Here is a 16,565-nt window from a genome sequence, read left to right as displayed (position 1 = left end):
CTGATAGGCTTGGAGCTTAATGCTGTTTGAAATAATCAGCCACATGTCTGGCCTTTGCCGCATCGACCCACCAGTAATCAATCCCGGCGGAGAGTTTAGGTTTTCGTTGCGGCTGCTGATACATATTCCAGTAAGCATACCAGTATTCACCTGTACCATAAGTCAGAATATGATAATAGCCTGCGCGCAGTAAACGGTCTAATGCTCGGGTACTATTCACCAGCTGTTCACGGTTTTGAGCCTGAGTCACCTGCTGAATTATGGCATCAATGACAGGATTTCGAATGCCGGCATAATTATAATTACCTGGCTGCGTGGCGGCCTGACTGCCCCAGAACTGTTTCTGCTCCTGCCCCGGTGTCAGGGATTGCGGCATGGTATCGACAATCATATCAAACTGATAATTCCGCAGCCGTTCATAATATTGCGCGGTTTCTACCATACGAATGCTGGCCTGAATGCCCAAGCGTTTTAAATGACGCAGATATGGCATCAGATCACGCTGCTGTTCCGCCTGATGTAACAGGAACTCAATCTGTACCGGTTGACCCGCAGCATTGACCAACTTCCCCTGTTGATAACGATAGCCTGCCTTTAATAGCAATTGACGGGCCTTTAACAGATTGTTCCGGTTAAAACCGGAGGCATCTGACTGAGGATATTTCCAGTCCTCAAGTACCGCCTGACGTTGAACCGGATCAAGCTGCTTTAAATGGGGTTTCAAAATGTGCAGTTCTTGAACACTTGGCCGTCCATGAGATGCCAGCTCGCTATTGGAAAAAAAGCTGTTCAGACGCTGATATTCACCATAGAACATGGCTTTATTCAGCCATTCAAAGTCATAGGCAAAACTCAAGGCTTGGCGGAAACGGATATCGGCAAAAGGCTGACGGCGGGTATTGAATATCAGACTCTGGGTCGGAATCGGGTTGTGATGCTGAAAGCGGTAACGCTGCACCTGTCCTTGCCGAACGGCGGGAAACTGGTAGTCTTTCACCCAGCGGTTGACCTGTTTTTCCTCATGCAAGGTAAATTGGCCCGACTTGAAAGCTTCAAACTTGATTTCAGGACTACGATAATAACGATACTTGATCCGGTCAAAATTATAACGCCCGCGGTTGACCATCAAGTCTTTTCCCCAGTATCCGGGATTACGTTTGTAGCTAATACTACGTCCAGCATCTATGTGTTCAATGACATAAGGCCCTGAACCCAGCATCGGTTTCAGCGTCAATTCTTTAAAATTACGCTTTTGCCATTCCTGTTTAGAATAAATGGGCATCTGCGCGACAATCATCGCCATTTCCGGATTATGTCCGGATTTAAAATGCATTTTGACCTGTAAAGGTGACAGGACTTCCAGCCGGTTTAAATCAGCCAAATACATCTGCAGGCCAAAATTGGACTGGGTCTGAAACAGTTCAAAACTGTATTTGACATCTTGTGCAGTTACCGGCTGGCCATTACTAAACCGTGCTTTCGGATTTAAATGAAAAATAATAAAGGCGGTTTTCTTGGGGTCAAAACTGACTTTTTCCGCCAGCAAGGGATAGTACACACCGGGCTCATCCAGTGACTTGGACAGCAAACTGTCAAAAATATAGTTGCCCCCTTCAGTGACATTGCCCTTGCCATTCATGCTGTTTAAATTATCGAAACTGCCATCAGCTGCTAGAATCAGCGTACCGCCTTTCGTTGCTTGCGGATTGGCATAAGGCAGGGATTTGGCCTGGGCATATTTCGGCTGGTTATATAGCGCGATATATGGGGTGGTGATCAGGGCTGCCCAACTGCTACTCACGAGCAGCGGGGCTAGCCAGATAAACCTGAAAGTTTTAAATAAATGAGCGAATCTCATGATCCATTCATTAATTCGGTACTTTAATCACATCGCCAATACGCAATTGCGTATTCGGTTTGAGATCATTCATTTCCGCCAGTTCATTGCTGTTCATACCATAGCGTGAAGCCAGACCGATTAAGGTATCACCGCGTTTGACTTTATAATCAGTCACCAGTTTTGGAATCTGAATGGTTTGACTGACCCTTAATCCTGCGCGTGGACTTAGATTATTTAATTGAGCCAAGTCGGTCACGCTTATGCCTAAACGGCTGGCGATTGCATTCAGGGATTCGCCTGATTTAACGGTATAGGATTCAGTTGCCTTAGAAGCTACAGGCTTAGTTGCCACTTTCACATCTTCAACTTTTTTATCTACCGGAAAGTCACCCTCAATTTTTAAACGCTGACCAATACGCACCGTACTATTGGTATTCAGGCCATTTAAATCTGCCAGATATTTCAGTTGTAAATGATACTGACGTGCAATAGAACTTAAGGTTTCACCTGACTTCACCACATGCGAATCCGATTTTGTATTCTTGACCGCAGTTTCCGCGACCACTTCACTTACCGGTTCTGTCACGTCACCACTCAGTTTCAGACGCTGCCCCACTCGCAAACCTGCATTACGTGACATGCCATTCAGGCTCGCCACCTGGTCCATTGACAAATTATATCTTGCGGCAATACCGGTCAGCGTATCACCCGATTGAACCGTATAGGTTTCAGGGATTTGACTGCCGGCTGGAATCTTGATGGTCTGACCTATACGTAAACCACTATTGGCAGACAACCCATTCAGTGCAGCCAGTTCAGAGACACTCAGCTTGCTTTGACTGGCAATGCTATACAGTGTTTCACCGCGTTTGACCTGATAGTTTTCAGTTGCAGTCTGATCGACTTTAACATTTTCAAACTTCTGTTCAGTTTTCTGGTTAGATGTTGTTAGCCCTTCAACTTCCTGAAGTGGTACATTGATTTTCTGTCCCACCATCAGACTGCTACCGGCAGTCAGACCCGACGTTAATGATGCCAGTTCGGTATTTGAAAGCCCGTAACGATCGGCAATCAGTTTCAGATATTCACCGCGTTTCACCGTATAAGATTTGGTCTGAACCTTGGCAGTTTCAGCTTTTTTAATCTCTTCAGCTTTAGATTTAGAGGCAACCGTTTCTTTCAGTGACAGCTTTTGCCCAACAAACAGACCGCTATTGGTACTCAGTCCATTAAAATCAGCCAGTTGTTTCACGCTAAAACCAAACTGATTCGCTACGCTAGTCAGAGAGTCATTGGCCTGAACCACATAAGTTTCCGGCTTTTCTTTGGCTTTGCTGGCTTCCTGTACCGGTTTGGCATCATACAGATAAATGGTGGTACCCACATACAGCGGAGAATTTGGATCAATCTGGTTCCATTTCGCCACATCACGCCAGTTCACGCCATTTTTAGCCGCAATCATTGCCAGATTATCACCTGGTAACACCTTATAGGTACTGCGTTTGCCTTTTGGAGCAACCACCACCACTTCAGAATCAGTCTTGACGTAATTTTTGCCCTGATTCAGCTGGGCTTCAACCGAATTCGCAGTGGTATTGTCAGCAACTTCTTTTGGATAAGAGAAGCCTTTTGTCAGTTCTTTACCTTGCTGCTCAGCCACAGACAGGCTGGTTTGAATGGCAGTCAGCTTGATTTTGCCATCATAAGGATCAACAATTTCTGTGCCAGCCGGCGCCAATGCTTTCAGCTCTTCAACCACTTGGGCCTGTTCTGCCGGTGTTGCGACAGGCTGCAGAATTTCATCTACAGTTTTCTGAATATCCTGTGCGATGACCGCCTGCTCAACTTGCTGACGCTCAGCTGCCGAAATCGGTGGTTCGACCTGAATCTGTTTCGCTGGCGCTGCAGGTGTTACAGCTACCGGAATACGCGGCGCACTTGGAATCGGCAAATCACTTTGTGCCGCAAAACTGGCCAAGGCAGATGAGCCTTTAGGCGTCGAAATCTTTTTCGTAGTCTGCGTTACAGTATTTGCCGTTGTCGCGGTACTTACCGCTGCTGTGACGACAGGTGGCGTACTTGCAGCTTTAGCCGGAGTCGTCGTTTTGGCAACAGTCGTTGCAGGCTGATTACTAACAACCGCTGGCGGAGTCTGTTTAGAAGGTGTAATCGTTTTGGTATTTAATTCTGGCGGTGCAGCTCTGGTGGGCACCACTGTCGTCGTATTTCGCGGCAAGCTGTTCGTGTTACTCGCCCATAAACCACCTGAACCGGATAATTTTTTCAGCTTTTCATCGACTGAAGGACTTAAATCAGCTGGAATCAGAATACGGCGCGGACTTGCAGGATCAATATGATCACCACGATGACCCGGGTTTAATTGATACAGTTCTGCACGGCTTAGACCAGTGATGGCTGCAATTTCATTTAAACTGGCAATGCCCACTGGCACTTCACGGAAATGCGGACGGTTGGCAATCGGTGGCAAGCTCACCCCATAGCTGCCGGGATTTTTAATAATTTGTGCAACCGCCAAGAAACGTGGCACGTAACTCATGGTTTCTTGTGGCAGTTTCAAGGACCAATAATCGGTGGGCAGACCTGCGGCTTTGTTACGGTTAATTGCCTGCTGGATACGGCCTGGGCCGGCATTATAAGAAGCGAGCGCCAATTCCCAGGAACCAAACTGGTTATACAGACTGCCTAAAAATTCATAGGCTGCACGGGTCGATTCCACTACATCACGGCGACCATCGTATAATGAGGTCTGCTTTAAACCATAAATACGGCCGGTACTTGGAATAAATTGCCATAAACCTGCCGCCGCCGCACTACTGGTCGCAGCCGGATCATAAGAACTTTCGATAATCGGTAACAGCGCCAACTCGGTCGGCATACCACGGCGTTCTGCTTCTTTTACCGTGTAATATAAATAACGTGATGCACGCGCACTTAAGCGATCCAGATAAGGCTGACGTGAAATAAACCAGCCACGCTGCGCATCAATCCGCGGATTCCAGACACTTAAGTCCATCTTGAAACCCACGGTCATGCGTTTCCAGACATCACCATGTTTCAGAATCTGTAAACGGTCACCTTCGACTGCACGCATATCCGTTGCAGAAAGTAAATCTTCGAGTCCATCCAGACTGCTGGCATCCAGATATTGTGATCCAACCTGCTTGCTTGATGCTGTTTGGGTCGCACTTTGTGTAGATGAACAGCCCGTCAGTCCTAGAGAAGCAAGCGCAGTTCCCAGTACAGAATATTTTAAAAATGTAGGTAATGTCGGCTGCCACAAAATTGCGGTTGGTTTATACATAAAGAAATCCAAACAACTCGTATATAAATTTATTTTTTAGATATGCCATTGTAGTGAAGCATGTCGAAGACTCAAGCCAATAATTTACCGCGATTTCACGTTAAATGTTACAAGAAATTAAAAAATCCTGGACATATAGATTGATCGACTGCATTTGCGCTATACAATAAGCCTTCCAGCTTGTTCTATTTTGATCGGATTTAATCTATGTCACACACTATCACACTTTATGTTGATGGCGCCTGTCGCGGCAACCCGGGTTTAGGCGGTTGGGGTGCGTACATTGTTAATGGCCAACAAGAACACAAAATCTGTGGCGGTGAAGATCATACTACTAACAACCGTATGGAGCTGACGGCTGCCATTGAAGGGATTCTGTTTTGTGACAAGCAAGACAAACTGGTGATCTATACCGATTCCAAGTATGTAAAACAAGGCATTACCGAATGGATTCACGGCTGGAAAAAGAAAAACTGGAAAGACGTCAAAAATCCGGATCTGTGGCAAAAACTTGATGAAGTCTGTCAAGGACGTGACATCGAATGGCACTGGGTCAAAGGTCATGCTGGACATCCGGGCAATGAAATGGCCGATCAGCTGGCCAATCTGGGTGCTGATGAAACCCTGAAAAAATCCAAGCAAAGCCCTTCAATGTCTGAAGATAAAAAAAAATCTGAACCCGACTGGTTGCTAGACGATCCTTTCGGTCTTGATCTGGCCGAGAGCGAAGAAGAAGAGCTGGAAGAAATCATCGAAGTGACTGTTGAAGAAATTGTACAGACTGAAGTTTTAGCAACAGACAGCAATGAAGATGCTTCATCTTCAGAATCATCTGCCTCGACTGAGCTACATCCGCAAATTGTCATTACACCAGCAAAGCTACAGCTGCATGGCCCACGACAACTGATTCTGGATACCGAAACCACCGGTTTTTATTATCAGGATGGTGACCGGATTATTGAAGTTGGCGCGCTAGAAATGATTAACCGCAAACTGACCGGCAGCTCGATTCATATCTATATCAATCCGAAAACACCGGTCGGTGATTCTGTCAATGTCCACGGGATCACCGACGAATTCCTGCAAGACAAACCGCTGTTTGAAGAAATTTCTCAAGTGCTGTTTGACTATTTACACGGCGCGGAAATTATTGCGCATAACGCGACCTTCGATATGAACTTTCTGGATATGGAATTCAAACGCGCAGGTTTTAAAACGCTCTCCGAAGTCTGTGACGTCACCGATACCCTGGCACTGGCCAAGTCCAAGCATCCCGGTCAGAAAAACTCGCTAGATGCCTTAGTGCGCCGTTACGAGATTCCACAACGCGACCGTACTTTCCACGGTGCCTTGCTTGATGCGGAAATCCTGTCGGATGTTTATCTGGCGATGACCGGTGGACAGGTGTCTTTTGATATCGATGCCCTGTCTCAGTCTGAAGACCAGAACAGCCGCTCAGGGATGGCCAGAGTTGAAATTGAATTACCGGTAATTCTTCCGTCAGAACAGGAACTGCAAGAACATGAGAATTGGGTCAAACAATTCGAAGAAAAACATGGAACTGCTTGCCTTTTCGCGAAATAAAATCTACATTTCCGGGATACTTTAGGTTTAAAACTATCGTTCTTCAGTTATAGTAAATACAAAGAGGCCCCGTAGTTTAAAGTGGGGCTCATATATAGATAATACTCCAGGAAAGGTGCAGATCATGTCTTACCAAACCTCTATACATTTTGATCCAACAGCTTTACTGATAATAAAAAATGAGGTTGATAACTCGATCAAGTTAGTCGAATCAGCAGTAAGCACCTTGGTAGAAGACCAGACTTTACCTTTTGGTATTGATGATGCATTAAATCAGTTCGAACAATGCGCCCAGGTTCTGGCACTCATCGACATGTCCAGTCTGGCAAAAGTCGCTCAATATTCAGCAGAACTGATGCGCAAGATTATGGGGAATCCGGCGCAGGTCAATACTCAAGAAGTGATCGCCTTGAGTGAAGGCACCACTATGCTGAAACGCTATATCGAATTTATCTGTCTGCGTGAAGTGAAAATTCCACAGTTTTTGCTGGATACCCTGAACCGTCTGGAACTGGCTTTGGGTAAGCCACTGACGACTGAAGGCCAGCATGTAGAAGGTTTATTGGATTGCGTCACCCCTGATTTTTCGTTGCCACAGGCACCAAGTCTGGAAAAATCCCAATATGTACATCGCCTGTATAAGCTGTCACTCAACAAGCTGATCAATCAGGAAGAAAGTGAACTGGATTTGCAAGCCATCAAACTGGTGGGGGCTTATCTGGCAGGACTTGCAGAACAACATGACAGCAAGCAGTACTGGAATCTGGTCTATGTTGCGTTGAACAATATTGAGCACCTGCTGATTAATGAACCACGTCTACGCACACTGGTGAGCATTGAACGCAACATGGCACAATATTTTAGCTCAGCAGACAGCTTCAAGGCTTCGTTGTCAGATTTAGCTAATATTCTTAGCCTGTGTATCAGTCAGGAAGATGAAACTGCGCAATCTATCCGTAGCCAGCTCAATGTGGGCGATGACCTACTGACCGATATGCAATTACAGGTCTTCAGTCGCCATCTGTATGGTCCAGACTTTGAAACCATGCATACCATCAGCGAATTGGTGACCACGGAAATGGCGCAAATTCGTAATGATATCGAGTTCAATTATCAGAATATGACGCCTGAAAAGACTCAGGAATTGCAGGCACAACTGAATAATCTGGCGAATATCTTCAAGGTATTGAACCTGAATGAAGCCTATCATGACCTGACCCGTCAGGCTGCTTCACTGAACCAACCGGAGATGATGCAGGATGCCAGCTTTGCCCAGCAGTTGATGAATGTGATTCTGTCTGCGATGAACTCGATTGGCGTACTGGAACGTCATCATACTTCGAGCCGCTTGCAGCTGCGTGTCAACAACATGAATATTTCTCTGGACCGTCTGGATGAAGCACACGCTGCTTTACTCACTGAAACTAAGGCTCTAATTGAGCTTTCCAGCCAGATTCTCAGCAATTACCTGCAAGATCATGACTTGACTGCACTCGAACCTGTTCCAGTACAGTTTTGCGAGATTGGCGGCGCGATGCTGTTCCTGAATGCAGAACATGTTCGTACTGCATTCACCACCACTGCAGAATTCATCAAGAACCGTATTGATCTGTCGATTGAATTAAGTCCGGAAGAAATTCATCGTGCTTTAGACACCCTGGCCAGTGCCGACATGATGATTGATAACTTAAAGAACAAACAGCCTGTATTACAGGCGATGTTTCAGGTAGCATTGGACAGTAGTGAGAAACTCAAAATAGTTGCCTAATGTCCAAATTATCACTTGCTTATATTTTTCAACAACAGCAACTGCTGGTCGATCAACACTTTCAACTTCCACGAGTTGAAGCCTTAGCAAGTGATTTGCTACTCCACACGGGTGATCAAGTGATTGCCCGTGATCTCCTTCCCGATGAGCCTATTCCTGGAGGCTTACAACTGGTTCCCATCCGTCAGCTGTTACAGTTCTGGAATACCCAGCAATTTGAACAGGCCAGTCGTGCGGTACAGCTTTTAGAATGGCGTCGTAACCATAAATTTTGCAGTCATTGCGGCACAGCGACTGAAGCGCATACTGTTGAATATGCTATGGTCTGCCCATCCTGCAACTACCGTCAGTATCCACGGGTACAGCCTTGCGTTATTACTGTTATTACCAAAGGTGAAGACGAGATTCTGCTGGCCAAAAATGCACGTAATACTAAAAGCCAGATGTATGGACTGATTGCCGGTTTCGTTGAAGTGGGTGAAACGCTGGAAGATGCAGTACGTCGTGAAACGCTAGAAGAAGTTGGCTTACAACTCAAGAATATTCAGTATCTGGCCAGCCAGCCCTGGCCTTTCCCAAGTAATCTGATGATTGCCTTCAAGGCAGAATATGCTGGCGGTGAGCTACAGCTGCAGGAAGAAGAAATTAGCGATGCGCAATTCTTTAAATTCGATCAGCTGCCTGAAATTCCGTTTAAAGGCAGTATTGCCCATGCCATGATCATGCATGTGACTCAAGGTACGCCCGTCGCAGACGACACCAAGACCTGGCTGTAAATCTGTATTTGAAAGATTTAGCCCAACGGCTCAAAAAAAGAATCCAGGGGAGATCATCCACTGGATTCTTTTTTATCTAGTGCTTGGTTAAACCAAATATCAGTCTCAGGATTTAAATGCATCCTCGAGCGCCCAGAGCACCTGAGACTTGGTCTGGAAAAAGCGGCTAAACAAACTGGAGAGCGAACCCACGATCGTAATATGGCCAAGTTTCGGAATGTGAATCAAATGGCTATGATTACCCTTCTCTTTCAGTACGCGGTCCAAATCCTGGCTATTGAAATGCCCAACAATCTTGTCTTTTTCGGCAATAAACAGATAATGCCGGGTTGAGCTATTTCTAACAAAATAATAAGGCATGACCTGCTGATAAGGCACCGCCTGATCAAATGCATCGGCACAGATGGGATCATTTTTATAATCAAAATGATAAGGTCCTGCCAGACCAATAATCGCCCGGATTTGACTGTGATCAATACTGGCAGATTGCGGATGATATAAGGCAGACATCACATTAAAGGCCCCGGCAGAATGTCCCATCAAGACCAGATTTTCTGCACAGATCTGCAACTGTCCAGCTGTCTGCTGCAAATGATTTAGCAACAGATGCAGATCATGAATATAGGTCGGGAAAATATGTTGTGGCGCCAAATGATAATTCATCAGCACCACGTCATAACCTTCTTTGGCAAAAGCCTCACCAATAAACTGATAATCCTTTTTATCGCCATGCAACCAGGCACCGCCATGTACAAACACAATCAGGGGACGATGAGGCAAAGGCTGCTGACTTCGAAACAGGTCAAAGCGTTGCCGGGATTTCAGACCATAGGCCAATTGTGTTTCGACCGTGTAGCCCTGTTTCGGGGTTAAACGATTTAAAGCATAACTGCCAAAATCGTATAACCGGAAATCTTGATAGTGCTGTTGAAACTGCAAAATACGCTGTGAGAGTTGGGTTTTAAACTGGCCGACCTTATGGTTCATAGGTCGGTTCAACCGTATCAGGATCAATGGCAACCGGCGTCTGTTCAATACCCGGCTGCGCATATGCCGGTGCGGCAAAGTTTTGGTTAGCCAGGCTTGAATATTGCTCAACATTATCAATCAAGGTCACAATTTTGGTGACATTACCCACCTGTTGTAGCACCTGATTCAGGTCAGCAATCTCGGCACCATTTAAACGCCCCATCACATACAATACGCCATCTTCAGTATGCACATGCACTTTACTATCCGCCACCACAGTCGCTTTCATGATCAAGCCACGAGTATTTGCAGTTACTGCAGTATCCTGCATGATGGTGCTATAGCTGATCTGATTGCCTACAGTAATAAAATTATGTACCGCTTTGACATCACTCATGGATTTGACATTGTCTTCAGCCAATTGCTTTAAATGAGCATCTGGCACTTGACCAGTCAACAAAACATTACCATGGAAACTTTCAATATTGACCCGGGCCTGCTTAAAGCGCGAATCCAATTTATAAAGATTAATTTTTGCAGTACGGACAATTGAGGAATCAATAAATACCTGCCCCAAGGTACGCGCCCCACTTTCAGTTCCGACAGGAGCCGTACCTGTGCCGCTGGAAATAAAACTTGCACAACCTGATAAACTTGCGACACACAGCATTGTTATTGCAATACGCTTAACCACTCAGCAAGACTCCTTCATTTTATTACGTCTTTTTCAATCTAATAATCTGTTTTCAAGCTCAGATCATGTCAATTCTGCTTGAACTTTACAATGATCTTGAAGCAAATATAAGCATCTTTAGACCTTATTTTGTTCAAAGGTTAATAAACTCTTGATCAAAAGTAAAAGCATTTTCAATCCATTCCAGATCATAAGGGTATTGCGAAAAGTCATGCTGTATGGTTTTTGCAAATTGCTGTTTAAAATCAAAACAAATCACGTCAAAACGATAGTAATAGTGTGCAAATTGTGGATTTTTCTGAATAAAGCACATTGCCGTCTTGAGCATCTTTACCTGTTTTGCTCTGGAAATCGACTCGATCGCTTGCGCATATCGGGTTTGCGCACGTGCTTTGACTTCCACAAAGACCAGTTCCTGATCACGCACCAGAATCAGATCCAGCTCGCCATAGCGACTGTGATAATTGGCTGCCAGGAACTGAAATCCATGATTTTGCATCAATTGGGCCGCTTGCTGCTCCGCCCATGCACCTAATTGCTGTCGTAGCATTCCTCTTTCGCTCATAGTAGCTTGACGCCTGTGCCACTATACTGAAAACATTGTGGACTACGCTGAATACTGTGGTCCGTGATTTCAATCCGGCCAGTTCTACCCTGAAATTCAATATGCTGCAAATGCGGTTGTGACAGGTACTGCTGGGTAATCTGCCAGGCATCGCCACCGAAGGCAATCAGGCGCTGATAGGACATATCCACCGGCTCTTTGGCATAGGCCTGTAGAACATCCGGCCAGTCAGCCAGATAAAGCACAGGTACATCACAGAACTTGATTCCTCGTGGCGGTTTATGCTGTTCGCTAATCGCATTGGCCACGGTATACATCCGTTTATGGCTTAATTCAGGTATGGCAGCCAGCCCTTCTGCATTGCCGAGGTATAACAGCCCTTGTTTTGGCATTAAAAAAATGGGCGTCTTGTTCACGATCTTGAATTTCAGATCACTTTGACTGAACAATAACATCAGCAACAGCTCATACTCGGCTTCACTGCCCGGCTGGCGTAAAATCAGCAGCTGTTGAATTCCATCTTTGTGCAATAAGGTTTTTAAGGCAGCGGCATCTTCTTTTTTGGACAGGCTGAATTGCCAGACTTGGGGTGATGACCCTGCTACATCATTCAGGCTGATGGTACGTACTTTAGGTTTGCTCTTGAGTAGTTGTTCCACATCGCTACGTGCCAATGGACCCACCACCATTTTGGTCTTTTTATTGACATGCTGTTTCAGTAGCTGGGAGATATTTTTCTGATTGGAATTGACCCATTTTAATGGAACTTTCTGCCCGGAAGTAGCATAAGCACTGAGAAAACCCTGTTTGATACTCGATGCAGCTCGCGCCAAAGGCCCGGATTCGGGTAGAATGATCAGCACTTCTGCTTGTACGCTGCTGATGTAGCTGACTAAACACAAGCCCAATATTTTATTTTTAATCTTCCATTTTTTATTATTCAATTTATTCCACATGGAGAAACCTATGAGTGCTCAGTTATTTGTTGTTGCGACTCCAATCGGGCACTTAGATGATATTAGTTATCGTGCACTTCAGGTGTTAAAGTCGGTGAGTCTTATTGCTGCCGAGGATACACGAACTTCAGCACAATTGCTTAAACACTTTAATATTCAAACACCTCTGACCGCTTGCCATGAGCATAATGAAAGCAACAAGATTGATCAGCTGATCCAGCGCCTGCTGAATGGCGAAGATATGGCCCTGATCAGTGATGCTGGTACGCCCCTGATCAGCGACCCTGGTTTTAAATTTGTCCGTGCTGCACAAGCTCATAATATTCGCGTGATTCCTGTACCTGGTGCTTGTGCTGCGATTGCCGCCTTAAGTGCAGTTGGCTTGCCAAGTGACCGTTTCAGTTTTGAAGGTTTTCTGCCATCCAGACAAAGTCAGCGCCTGCAGAATCTGGAAAAACTGAAAGATGAAACCCAGACCCTGATTTTCTATGAAGCACCGCACCGGATTCTAGATTGCGTTAAAGATATGGCCAGCGTATTCGGTGCAGATCGCCCGGTCGGTTTTGCGCGTGAAATTACCAAGACTTTTGAAACTATCAAGAAAATGACCTTGGGTGAGCTGGTCGAATTCATTGTCAATGATCACAATCAGGAAAAAGGCGAAATTGTTTTGGTGATTGGCGGTGCCACCGAAGAAAAAGATCTGGATCAGGAAAAGCTGGATAAATTATTGAATCGCCTATTACAGGACCTTTCGGTCAAAGCTGCTTCACAACTGGCTGCAGATTTAACAGGTATCAAAAAGAAAATCGCTTATCAACGTGCTTTAGAACTGACTTCAGCAAACGACTAATTGCTCTAGATATTTCTATCTCATTTTGGTTTACAAAAAAAACACCACAATTGATGTGGTGTTTTTTATAAGAGGCAAGTTAATCAATAACTTATTCTTTGGCTACTGATTCATCTGCCGGGACTTCAACAATACGACCACCATTGGCAAGGAAAGCCGCAATTTCGTCTTCAAGTGCCTGACGTTTCTTTAACTTTGCAGTGACGGTTAAGGTTTCAGCTTCTGCAAGATCGGTATCATTCACGACCTCTGTGCTATCTGCTGCGCCTTTTTCAGCTGCTTTTGCTTCATCATCGTCAACGATTGAATCTTCAACGTCGTCATCATAATCATTCATGTCTGTCATTTGCATCTCCCCAAAAATGGCGCTTGCTTGGTATTCCAAGCCAGGTGTCGAATTAAGTGAAATTTAGCAATCTCTTTGGGCTTCGCCTAGTACCAAACATCAAAAAATCGTATCTTTTTTAAACAAAATCGTTACTCTTTATTGGTGTTTGTTTAAAAAATTTACATTTCTGTCCTAAGCTGCGTAGCGTGTGTCTTTAAGTAAACTCAGACCATTGGCCTGCGCCATAAATGCATCTTTCAACATGGGCTGATTTTCTACCTGTTTCAGGCCGAAATTACGTGCCCAAACCATCGGGAAGAATAAAGTGGTTTCCATCCAGCCAATCGCAGACATGCTGTGCATCATGGCATCGTTCTGGCCTTTACGGCGATGCTCATAGCGTTTTAAGGTCTGCTCATGTGCCCATACGCCACGCGCTTGGTCATGTAACAATACATCACAAAGTACCGCAGCATCTAAACAGCCAATATTCACGCCTTGACCTGCCAGCGGATGAATCACATGTGCGGCATCTCCAATCAGGGCTAAACCCTCTTGAACATATTGTTGGGCAGCGCGGGCTTTTAAGGGGAAAGTGGCACGTGCTGTCACCTGCAATACCTCACCCAGCATATGCTGGCTTTCACGGGTCAAGAGTTGAGTAAATTCAGCATCTGAAAGTGCAGCATATTCTTCGGCATAATCCTCTGGCAAAGTCCAGACAATCGATTGCCAGTGTCCCTGCTCTTCCTGATTAAGGCTGGCCATAGGTAAAAAAGCCAATGGACCGGTTTCAAGAAAAATCTGACGTGCCATATGCTGATGAGGCTGTGCAGTTTTAATGGCACAACTGATGCCTGCCTGTTTATAGTCCAGTACATCAATATCGATGAACGCTTGCTCACGAACAAAGGAATTGGCACCGTCGGCGCCGATCACCAGCTTGGTTTTAAGCTGAGTACCATCGGCCAGATGAATAATCCACACACCGACGCCACGTTCAACGCGGCTGACTTTGACCTGTGTTCTATAATCTTGAACATCTTCAAGCATCTTTTGCTGAATGGCCAGATTCAGAATGCTGGGTTCCACCATCGAACCTAAAGCCTGTTCTAGCGAGGGTGTTTTTTCTGAAGGCTGGCCGAAATTGATTTCGCCATAGCCATTTTTATTCCAGACCTGCATGCCGGTATAAGGCTGCTGCCGTGCCAGGTTTTCCCAGACCCCCACCGTCTTTAACAAGTGAATGGTTGCCTGACTGAGAGCCAGGACACGCGGATTGGCCACCTTTAAGGTTTTATCTGCATCCAGAATTGGCGCTGCATCCAGAACTGTAGGCTGCATGCCACCTTGGGCTAACAGAAGCGCTGTAAGCCCACCCACCAATCCACCGCCAATAATGACGACGTCTAATATTTCGTTAGTTTGATTTAAGCTCATGCTTTTAACCCCATGGCATAATTTGCAACCAGTGGCTTGATGCCTGGAATCGTATCAAAAGCGATTAAACCTGTATTACGCATCAGCTTTAAAAATGGATTCTGGTTACTAAAGCCACGTACCACTGAATCACAGAACTTGATCACACGCTGCTGGTCACTGAGACGAGATTTTTCATAGTCTTGTAATATTCCAGCATCGCCCAAGTCTGCGCCTTGTACCTGCTGTTCTTTCAGGTAACGCACCAATACATGCGCATCACGCATACACAGGTTAAAACCCTGACCAGCGACCGGATGAATCGTATGGGCAGCATTGCCCATCAATACGACACGGCCAACAGCCTGTTTTTCGGCTAACACTTGAGACAATGGAAAACTGAACCGTTTTCCGGTTTTCTGGAATTTTCCGGCACGATCACCATACGTTTCCTGTAAGGCATCCAGAAAATGCTGGTCATTTTCATCCCCCAACCATTCTCCTTCAGTACCTTTTTTCACTGGCCAGACCACTGAACGACGATACTCACCCGGTAGTGGTAAAAGTGCCAAAGGCCCTAAATGGCTGAAACGCTCAAAGCCCACATGAGCATGTGGCTTTGAAGTTTGTACTGTGGTCACAATCGCAACCTGATCATAATCATGTTCTGACGCACCAATACCCAAGGCTTTACGGCAGAAAGAATCCCGCCCATCGGCGGCAATAACCAGTTTGGACTGTAATTTTAGTGACGATTCACCACGCTGAGCTTCGATATAAGCAAAGTCTGTATCTTGGATAAGGGATGTCACTTGAACACCATCAATCAGTTCAATCAATGGCTCTTTTTTGACTTGGGTCAGCAGTACACGACCGAGCCAGGCATTTTCAATGACCTGACCAAAGCTTTCGACTTTTTCCTGTTCGGCTTTCAGTCGAGCCTTACCAAAACTGCCCTGTTCGGTAATATTCACTTCCAGAATTGGGGTAGCATGTTCTTGCAAGGCATTCCAAAGTCCAAGCTCCTGATAGATCTGCACGCTACGGCGTGACAAGGCACTGTTACGTGCATCAAAACTGGAATGATATGGCGCAAGATTTTCATCATCATAATTTGGGTATTTAATGGCTTCCAACAGTTTGACTGCAATATTGATTTTCGCCAACATCAATGCGAGGCTTAAGCCGACCATACCACCACCGACAATGATGACTTCTTGTTGCATGCTTACTTCCTTATCTGTTTATTCGCATCTATGGCGAATTACATAAAACGTATACTGGTTTTATCTTACCTCAAGGCTTTAAATTTTTATAATGATTCGTTTTATTTAGGGTGTGTTGACACTTTTAGCTTAAAAAAATAGCAAAGTAGTAAAATCAAATCGCCAAACCCAATGTTACTATTCGCTATGCCTCGTACCATGCTGACAGATCAACACTGGCAAAAGTTGAAAGTTATTCTGCGTAATTTATCCATTCACCACAACT

General features: G+C 45.3%; 13 protein-coding genes and 1 pseudogene. 5 read left to right on the top strand and 9 right to left on the bottom strand.

Annotated elements, in window-relative coordinates:
* Positions 1-16 precede the first annotated feature (16 nt).
* Together NI455_RS09370 and NI455_RS09365 are read right to left on the bottom strand one after the other, a co-directional pair.
* Positions 17-1,858: an extracellular solute-binding protein gene (locus NI455_RS09370; RefSeq protein WP_253113823.1), complete on the bottom strand. Its 1,842-nt coding sequence runs from the start codon at positions 1,856-1,858 to the stop codon at positions 17-19.
* 10 nt (positions 1,859-1,868) lie between these two features.
* The gene (locus NI455_RS09365; protein WP_253113820.1) at positions 1,869-5,162 is read right to left on the bottom strand and encodes a LysM peptidoglycan-binding domain-containing protein; all 3,294 of its coding nucleotides are present in this window, start codon (positions 5,160-5,162) and stop codon (positions 1,869-1,871) included.
* A 207-nt stretch (positions 5,163-5,369) separates the two neighbouring features.
* On the opposite strand from NI455_RS09365, the gene dnaQ reads away from it, so the two are divergent.
* The 3 genes from dnaQ (at position 5,370) to nudC (ending at position 9,290) form a co-directional block, all read left to right on the top strand.
* Positions 5,370-6,746, top strand: a complete 1,377-nt coding sequence (gene dnaQ / locus NI455_RS09360) for a DNA polymerase III subunit epsilon (RefSeq protein ID WP_253113818.1) — start codon at positions 5,370-5,372, stop codon at positions 6,744-6,746.
* A 124-nt stretch (positions 6,747-6,870) separates the two neighbouring features.
* The gene (locus NI455_RS09355; protein WP_253113815.1) at positions 6,871-8,514 is read left to right on the top strand and encodes a chemotaxis protein; all 1,644 of its coding nucleotides are present in this window, start codon (positions 6,871-6,873) and stop codon (positions 8,512-8,514) included.
* A complete protein-coding gene (gene nudC / locus NI455_RS09350) occupies positions 8,514-9,290 on the top strand; it encodes an NAD(+) diphosphatase (protein WP_253113813.1) in 777 nt (258 codons plus the stop codon). The genes NI455_RS09355 and nudC overlap by 1 nt, the downstream gene beginning before the upstream one ends.
* A 105-nt stretch (positions 9,291-9,395) precedes the next feature.
* On the opposite strand, the gene NI455_RS09345 is transcribed toward nudC, so the two are convergent.
* The 4 genes from NI455_RS09345 to NI455_RS09330 all read right to left on the bottom strand — a co-directional run bounded on the left by NI455_RS09345 (position 9,396) and on the right by NI455_RS09330 (position 12,474).
* Positions 9,396-10,277: an alpha/beta hydrolase gene (locus tag NI455_RS09345; protein WP_253113811.1), complete on the bottom strand. Its 882-nt coding sequence runs from the start codon at positions 10,275-10,277 to the stop codon at positions 9,396-9,398.
* Positions 10,267-10,953, bottom strand: a complete 687-nt coding sequence (locus tag NI455_RS09340; RefSeq protein WP_004279522.1) for a BON domain-containing protein — start codon at positions 10,951-10,953, stop codon at positions 10,267-10,269. Before NI455_RS09340 ends, NI455_RS09345 begins: the two co-directional genes overlap by 11 nt.
* A 133-nt stretch (positions 10,954-11,086) precedes the next feature.
* Positions 11,087-11,503, bottom strand: coding sequence for a YraN family protein (locus NI455_RS09335; RefSeq protein WP_005107460.1), 417 nt, complete (start codon positions 11,501-11,503; stop codon positions 11,087-11,089).
* An 11-nt stretch (positions 11,504-11,514) separates the two neighbouring features.
* Positions 11,515-12,474, bottom strand: a complete 960-nt coding sequence (locus tag NI455_RS09330; protein ID WP_253113809.1) for a penicillin-binding protein activator — start codon at positions 12,472-12,474, stop codon at positions 11,515-11,517.
* Between the two features lie 10 nt (positions 12,475-12,484).
* On the opposite strand from NI455_RS09330, the gene rsmI reads away from it, so the two are divergent.
* Positions 12,485-13,327 (top strand): 16S rRNA (cytidine(1402)-2'-O)-methyltransferase, encoded by an 843-nt coding sequence (gene rsmI / locus NI455_RS09325; RefSeq protein WP_253113806.1) that lies wholly within the window; start codon positions 12,485-12,487, stop codon positions 13,325-13,327.
* Positions 13,328-13,418: 91 nt separating this feature from the next.
* On the opposite strand, the gene NI455_RS09320 is transcribed toward rsmI, so the two are convergent.
* The 3 genes from NI455_RS09320 to ubiH all read right to left on the bottom strand — a co-directional run bounded on the left by NI455_RS09320 (position 13,419) and on the right by ubiH (position 16,300).
* A complete protein-coding gene (locus NI455_RS09320) occupies positions 13,419-13,673 on the bottom strand; it encodes a hypothetical protein (RefSeq protein ID WP_005246889.1) in 255 nt (84 codons plus the stop codon).
* A 174-nt stretch (positions 13,674-13,847) separates the two neighbouring features.
* Complete coding sequence (locus NI455_RS09315) at positions 13,848-15,095, bottom strand: FAD-dependent monooxygenase (RefSeq protein WP_253113803.1); 1,248 nt, start codon at positions 15,093-15,095, stop codon at positions 13,848-13,850.
* Positions 15,092-16,300, bottom strand: a complete 1,209-nt coding sequence (gene ubiH / locus NI455_RS09310) for a 2-octaprenyl-6-methoxyphenyl hydroxylase (RefSeq protein WP_005107466.1) — start codon at positions 16,298-16,300, stop codon at positions 15,092-15,094. The genes NI455_RS09315 and ubiH overlap by 4 nt, the downstream gene beginning before the upstream one ends.
* 186 nt (positions 16,301-16,486) lie before the next feature.
* On the opposite strand from ubiH, the pseudogene NI455_RS09305 reads away from it, so the two are divergent.
* A pseudogene (locus tag NI455_RS09305) lies at positions 16,487-16,565 on the top strand (IS5/IS1182 family transposase); the annotation flags it as partial.

This window comes from Acinetobacter lwoffii (assembly GCF_024129435.1).
GTDB classification, from domain to species: Bacteria; Pseudomonadota; Gammaproteobacteria; order Pseudomonadales; family Moraxellaceae; genus Acinetobacter; species Acinetobacter lwoffii_F.
Note: the sequence above shows the minus strand (reverse complement) of the source record. Positions and strands in the feature narration are given on the sequence as shown.

What these genes read in the sequence shown, in the direction of transcription:
- NI455_RS09335 (WP_005107460.1), bottom strand. Translation starts at nt 11,503, where the DNA reads ATGCTACGACAGCAATTAGGTGCATGGGCGGAGCAGCAAGCGGCCCAA.
- NI455_RS09315 (WP_253113803.1), bottom strand. Translation starts at nt 15,095, where the DNA reads ATGAGCTTAAATCAAACTAACGAAATATTAGACGTCGTCATTATTGGC.
- rsmI (WP_253113806.1), top strand. Translation starts at nt 12,485, where the DNA reads ATGAGTGCTCAGTTATTTGTTGTTGCGACTCCAATCGGGCACTTAGAT.
- NI455_RS09365 (WP_253113820.1), bottom strand. Translation starts at nt 5,162, where the DNA reads ATGTATAAACCAACCGCAATTTTGTGGCAGCCGACATTACCTACATTT.
- ubiH (WP_005107466.1), bottom strand. Translation starts at nt 16,300, where the DNA reads ATGCAACAAGAAGTCATCATTGTCGGTGGTGGTATGGTCGGCTTAAGC.
- NI455_RS09345 (WP_253113811.1), bottom strand. Translation starts at nt 10,277, where the DNA reads ATGAACCATAAGGTCGGCCAGTTTAAAACCCAACTCTCACAGCGTATT.
- NI455_RS09370 (WP_253113823.1), bottom strand. Translation starts at nt 1,858, where the DNA reads ATGAGATTCGCTCATTTATTTAAAACTTTCAGGTTTATCTGGCTAGCC.
- nudC (WP_253113813.1), top strand. Translation starts at nt 8,514, where the DNA reads ATGTCCAAATTATCACTTGCTTATATTTTTCAACAACAGCAACTGCTG.
- NI455_RS09320 (WP_005246889.1), bottom strand. Translation starts at nt 13,673, where the DNA reads ATGACAGACATGAATGATTATGATGACGACGTTGAAGATTCAATCGTT.
- dnaQ (WP_253113818.1), top strand. Translation starts at nt 5,370, where the DNA reads ATGTCACACACTATCACACTTTATGTTGATGGCGCCTGTCGCGGCAAC.
- NI455_RS09330 (WP_253113809.1), bottom strand. Translation starts at nt 12,474, where the DNA reads ATGTGGAATAAATTGAATAATAAAAAATGGAAGATTAAAAATAAAATA.
- NI455_RS09355 (WP_253113815.1), top strand. Translation starts at nt 6,871, where the DNA reads ATGTCTTACCAAACCTCTATACATTTTGATCCAACAGCTTTACTGATA.